The organism is Sphingomonas sp. NPDC019816 (assembly GCF_050274375.1).
Taxonomy (GTDB): Bacteria; Pseudomonadota; Alphaproteobacteria; order Sphingomonadales; family Sphingomonadaceae; genus Sphingomonas.
The window spans coordinates 1-4,305 of sequence record NZ_JBNNOB010000203.1; the positions used below are offsets into that span (position 1 = coordinate 1).

General features: G+C 64.9%; 5 protein-coding genes. 3 read left to right on the plus strand and 2 right to left on the minus strand.

The window, feature by feature from the left end:
• Positions 1-36: 36 nt before the first annotated feature.
• Together ACQKJZ_RS18280 and ACQKJZ_RS18285 are read right to left on the minus strand one after the other, a co-directional pair.
• Positions 37-684, minus strand: coding sequence for a hypothetical protein (locus tag ACQKJZ_RS18280; RefSeq protein WP_125962351.1), 648 nt, complete (start codon positions 682-684; stop codon positions 37-39).
• Positions 684-1,643: a hypothetical protein gene (locus ACQKJZ_RS18285; protein ID WP_427732994.1), complete on the minus strand. Its 960-nt coding sequence runs from the start codon at positions 1,641-1,643 to the stop codon at positions 684-686. The genes ACQKJZ_RS18280 and ACQKJZ_RS18285 overlap by 1 nt, the downstream gene beginning before the upstream one ends.
• 296 nt (positions 1,644-1,939) lie before the next feature.
• Here ACQKJZ_RS18285 and ACQKJZ_RS18290 point away from each other — a divergent pair, with 296 nt between their 5' ends.
• The 3 genes from ACQKJZ_RS18290 to ACQKJZ_RS18300 all read left to right on the plus strand — a co-directional run bounded on the left by ACQKJZ_RS18290 (position 1,940) and on the right by ACQKJZ_RS18300 (position 3,999).
• On the plus strand, positions 1,940-2,125 hold the full coding sequence (locus tag ACQKJZ_RS18290; RefSeq protein WP_125962350.1) for a DUF465 domain-containing protein: 186 nt from the start codon (positions 1,940-1,942) through the stop codon (positions 2,123-2,125).
• A 139-nt stretch (positions 2,126-2,264) separates the two neighbouring features.
• Positions 2,265-3,395 carry a TerC family protein gene (locus ACQKJZ_RS18295; protein ID WP_125962349.1) on the plus strand — a complete coding sequence of 377 codons (1,131 nt, stop codon included), beginning with the start codon at positions 2,265-2,267 and terminating at the stop codon, positions 3,393-3,395.
• Positions 3,340-3,999, plus strand: coding sequence for a hypothetical protein (locus ACQKJZ_RS18300; RefSeq protein ID WP_125962348.1), 660 nt, complete (start codon positions 3,340-3,342; stop codon positions 3,997-3,999). The genes ACQKJZ_RS18295 and ACQKJZ_RS18300 overlap by 56 nt, the downstream gene beginning before the upstream one ends.
• Positions 4,000-4,305: the final 306 nt, after the last annotated feature.

A 4,305-nucleotide genomic window follows, 5' to 3' on the forward strand; every position in this document is an offset into this window, starting at 1 on the left:
GCTTCGCGAGCGTGCGAAGCGGACCCCGTCCCCATTTCAGAAGTCGAGGCGGTCGCTCTGCGCGCCGGGGTCAGTCACAGGTGCCCAGTCCTCGCACGACAGGCGCGCCAGATCCGCGCGCAGCGCCGACCGGTTGTCGGCGCCGAGATGACGGAACGCCCATCCCATCTCGAGCATCTCGCCAATGACGCGTGCGATGAGCTGACCAATGGCGGGGACGCCGCTCACCTCGAGCGACCAGCCCATCGGCTCGAAATGCACGAACTGGTTGCGAACCTCGTCATGGATACGCCGAAGCCAGGCCAGTTCGGCGTCACTCAGGGTAATACCAACTTCATTCAGCCCGTCACCTGCCGAGCGCGGCTTGCGGATCGCCTTCATGAGATCGGGCAATGCCATGAGATAGGTCTTGGGCGACTTCGCATTCGGGTCGGTGCGCAAGGCTGTGAAATAGTCGAGCCATTCGCCTGCATTGCGCTCGGTGACGGCGCCGATCGGCGCGGCGGTGGTCGTCAGATGGCATACACATGCCCCCTGCAAGGCCGAGTGCAATGCGAGCAGCACCCATTTCCATGCCTGCGGGTCTTCTTCCGTGAATTGCGCGGCACGCAGCGCGTGCCGAAGCGATCCGGCGACGTCCTCGGCCTCGTCGGCCGACACCCACAGTCCCTCCCGCTCGGTCATCAGGCGAACTGCGCCGCAAAGGCGCGCAATTGCGCATTTATAGCGTCCCGGTCGGGCGCGAAATGTGCCTCGCGGTGGCAGTTGGGACAAAGCGCCACGCACGTCCACACCCGGTCGCTGACCTCGATCCCCAGAATGTGATGGACATCGAGAAAGCCCGGGTAGCTGCGCCGGGTCCCACAGCTATCCCGTTCACACTGTCCGGCCGCGCGCCGCGCGACGGCTTCGCGAACCCTGGCATCGCGCGGATAGCCCGAACGCACCACCTGCGCGCGCTGTGCAGCGCCATCCCGGCCCATATCGCCGCCCGACACGGGAAGATCGTCGAGCGTGTCGGTCCCCGCGTCGGCAAAATCCGTCCTGGGCAGCGCGAGCACATTGACGACGCCAGGCCACTCCCAGATCACGCGCGCCACAGCCGGGGTCGCGGGATAGCGATCGTCCTGAAGCCACAGCGACGGACTGGACCCGTTGGCGGCGTGGTTTGCGCTCAGATTGCCGCCAAGGCCGCGCTCCAGAAGGTCCGCGCTGACCGCGCGCTGTCTCTCCCAGATCGCCGGGATCGCCTCGCAGGGTACAAGCGCGGCAAAGACGAAGCCGGCGTCGCTGTCCTGAACCAGCAGGCTGTGGGTATGGCCTTCGCGGCGGTGGCGGGCTGCGACGCTCTTGAGGGTCGCTTCCCACCCTTTCGCGTCTCTTTTGGCTTTGAGCTGCGCTGCGGAATAGAGCGCTTCGCGCGAATTGCGCCCGTCGCGGCGCCAGCACAGGCGGATATGCACCCGCAGAGGCGGGCCGTCGCCGAAGTTGCCCTCAACGACCTGCACGGTCGCGCTGCCCCGTTTGTCCAGACGCTGGTCCGTCACGGTCATGCCATGCCGCTCGAGCAGACCAGCGACGCGTCCACGCGTCGTTTCTTCCGCCTCCAGGCTGCGCTCGGTCCTGAACACTCGTGTCGCCACACGATCCCCTTGCATATCAAATCGTTTCGACCGGAAGGAATCGCCTTCACCGTCATCGCGACCATAGGCGACCAGTCGCGTGGTCACCGGATCTTTTTTCGCCCGCGTCCTTGATCCTTGCGTCCCTCCTCCCCATCCTGTGGCTGCGGGCCGGGCCCCTCTGGCGCGACAGCGTTCCTGTCGCGTGATGTCGGACCGCATCGGGTAAACCGGTGCATGGGTCTGGCTGATTTTCTTTTTCCCATTCCATCGCCGGCTTTCTCGATTGGCACCTCGTCGCCTCATGGAGTGGCAGTATGACCGACCGTAGTTTCAGCCTCCTTTCTCGCCAGCAGCGGCTGGATGAGCAGCTCATGGCCGAGAGGGCGCGCAGCGTGCCCGACGGCATGCGCCTGTTCAGGCTCCAGCGCCTCAAGCTGCTGATCAGGTCCCGGCTGAGCCGGCTCCTGTCCGCATCGCAGGTGCGCCGCGCGCTGCATTAAAGCCTCGCTTGAGCCGGGCAGCGTCGTACGCCCGGCCTGATAACGTCAGGTCCGACGGGCAGCGTTCCTGCGCTGTCTTGTCGGCCGCGATGACGCGCCCGCCTTGGGCCCCTTGCATGATCACGATCGGACCGCTGCCATGGACTGGCTGATGACGAACTGGCTGGGCACGCCCGCCTGGTTCTGGATGACCTTTATCGGCCTTGTGGCTGCACTGACCGCCTTCGACCTGGGCGTTCTCAACCGGCGCGACCGGGAGATGAGCATCAGACAGAGCCTATTGCTCTCGCTTTTCTATATCAGCGTCGCGCTTGCGTTCGGGCTTTGGGTGTGGGCCGAGAAGGGCGCCGACCTCGGTCTTAAATATTATACCGGCTTCGTCATCGAAAAGGCGCTGTCGATCGACAATGTCTTTGTCATTTCGTTGATCTTCAGCGCGTTTGCGATCCCGCGCGTTTATCAATATCGCGCGCTCGTCTGGGGTATCGTCGCCGTCCTGTTCCTGCGCGGCATCATGATCGGCGCCGGCGCTGCCGTCGTGGAGCAGTTCCACTGGGTGCTCTACCTCTTCGGCGCCTTTCTTGTCGCAAGCGGCATCAAGATGCTCGTTGCAGGCGACCAGGAGCCGCCCGATGTCGGGGCCAATCCGCTCGTGCGTTTTCTCTCGCGACACCTGCGGATCGCACAGACACTCGACGGCAACCGCTTTCTCACGCGCATCGCCGATCCGGTGACCGGCAAGATGGCGACCGCCGCTACGCCGCTCCTCCTCGCGCTGATCGTCATCAACATCGCCGACATCGTCTTTGCCGTCGACAGCGTGCCGGCAATCTTCGCGATCACCACCGACACCTTCATTGTCTATACCTCCAACATCATGGCCATATTGGGCTTGCGGGCGCTCTACTTTGCGCTGTCGGCGATGATCCATCGCTTCCACCATCTCAGCCATGCGCTTGCGCTGGTCCTCGTTTTCATCGGGGCCAAGATCTTCATCGCCGATTTTGTCCTCGCGGGCGGCACGTTCCCAGCCTGGGCGAGCCTTGGCATCACGCTCGGCCTTATCACCGGCGGCATCCTGTTTTCGCTCTGGAAGAGCCGGCCCTTGCCTGAAGCGGGCGAGGGCCCGCACGCACCGCGTGAGGAGGTCGACGATGGTGTAAATGGCGCCCTTGAACATGGCGAACATCCTGCCGCCGCGCTAGCATGTGATCATGAGCACGAGCTTTCAGGATATGCTGGGGCAGCAGCATGCGCGATTTGTCGATGAAACCGCGGCATTGCCGATCGAGGAGATCGTCGATCGCATCGCCACCCTGTCCGAAGGCCTAGCCGCTTTCTGGCGCAATGCGGAAGGATGGGCACCGGACGACGCAGCGCAGCTGCTGCGCTCCGCGCGGCTCGACCGGATCGCCTCGCTTGCCGCAAGCCTGCGGCGCTGGACGGACGGCGCGCCGCTCTCCGACGGCGACCTCATCCTTGCCTGGGCCAATCTGGGCGCGCTTCTCGAAGGCGCGCTCAAGCTGTTCCTGACGGTCTATCTGACGGACTATCGCGCCGATGAGACCACGAAGGAAACGCGCGCATGGCACATCAAGCGGCAGATGTTGCAGGATCCTGACGAGCTTATGCTCGACACGATCCTTGACTATGCGGAGAAGGCCGGGCTGCTGGCTCCCCAGCAGCTGGCGCTTGGTCGAACGGTGCAGGCGCGGCGCAACGCCATTCATGCCTTCCGCGATCGCGACCTGGGGACCGACGCCGAGCTCTTCGCGGCGATCCGCGACTTTCGCGCGCTGCTCTGGTCGCTCGACGGGCGCATGGAATATCCCGAGGAGCGCTTCAGGCCGACCGAGCGTCCCAGTCTCCGCTGACACGCCGCGCGGCGCGCAGGTGAAGAGGCTCCTCTGGCCCACGGGTCCGTGGCAAGCGCCGCTCGCAGAAGCCCTTGTCTCATGCCCTTGTCTCGCCGTCCCAACCGGTGGCGGCAGGATGGAGGGCGGTCCATGCTCTGTCGCAGGTTTTAGAGGCCCTGGCGATCCGGCCCGTTTCATCTGATCAAAGCTCGGTCCCCGGGCGCCGGCCGCCATTCCGCCTGTCCAGATGCCACCTGGCAGCACCGCGGGGCACGCCGCAACCCCCAGCAAGGGGCCGTGTTGCCGCTGCGCGGCTGCCCGCTC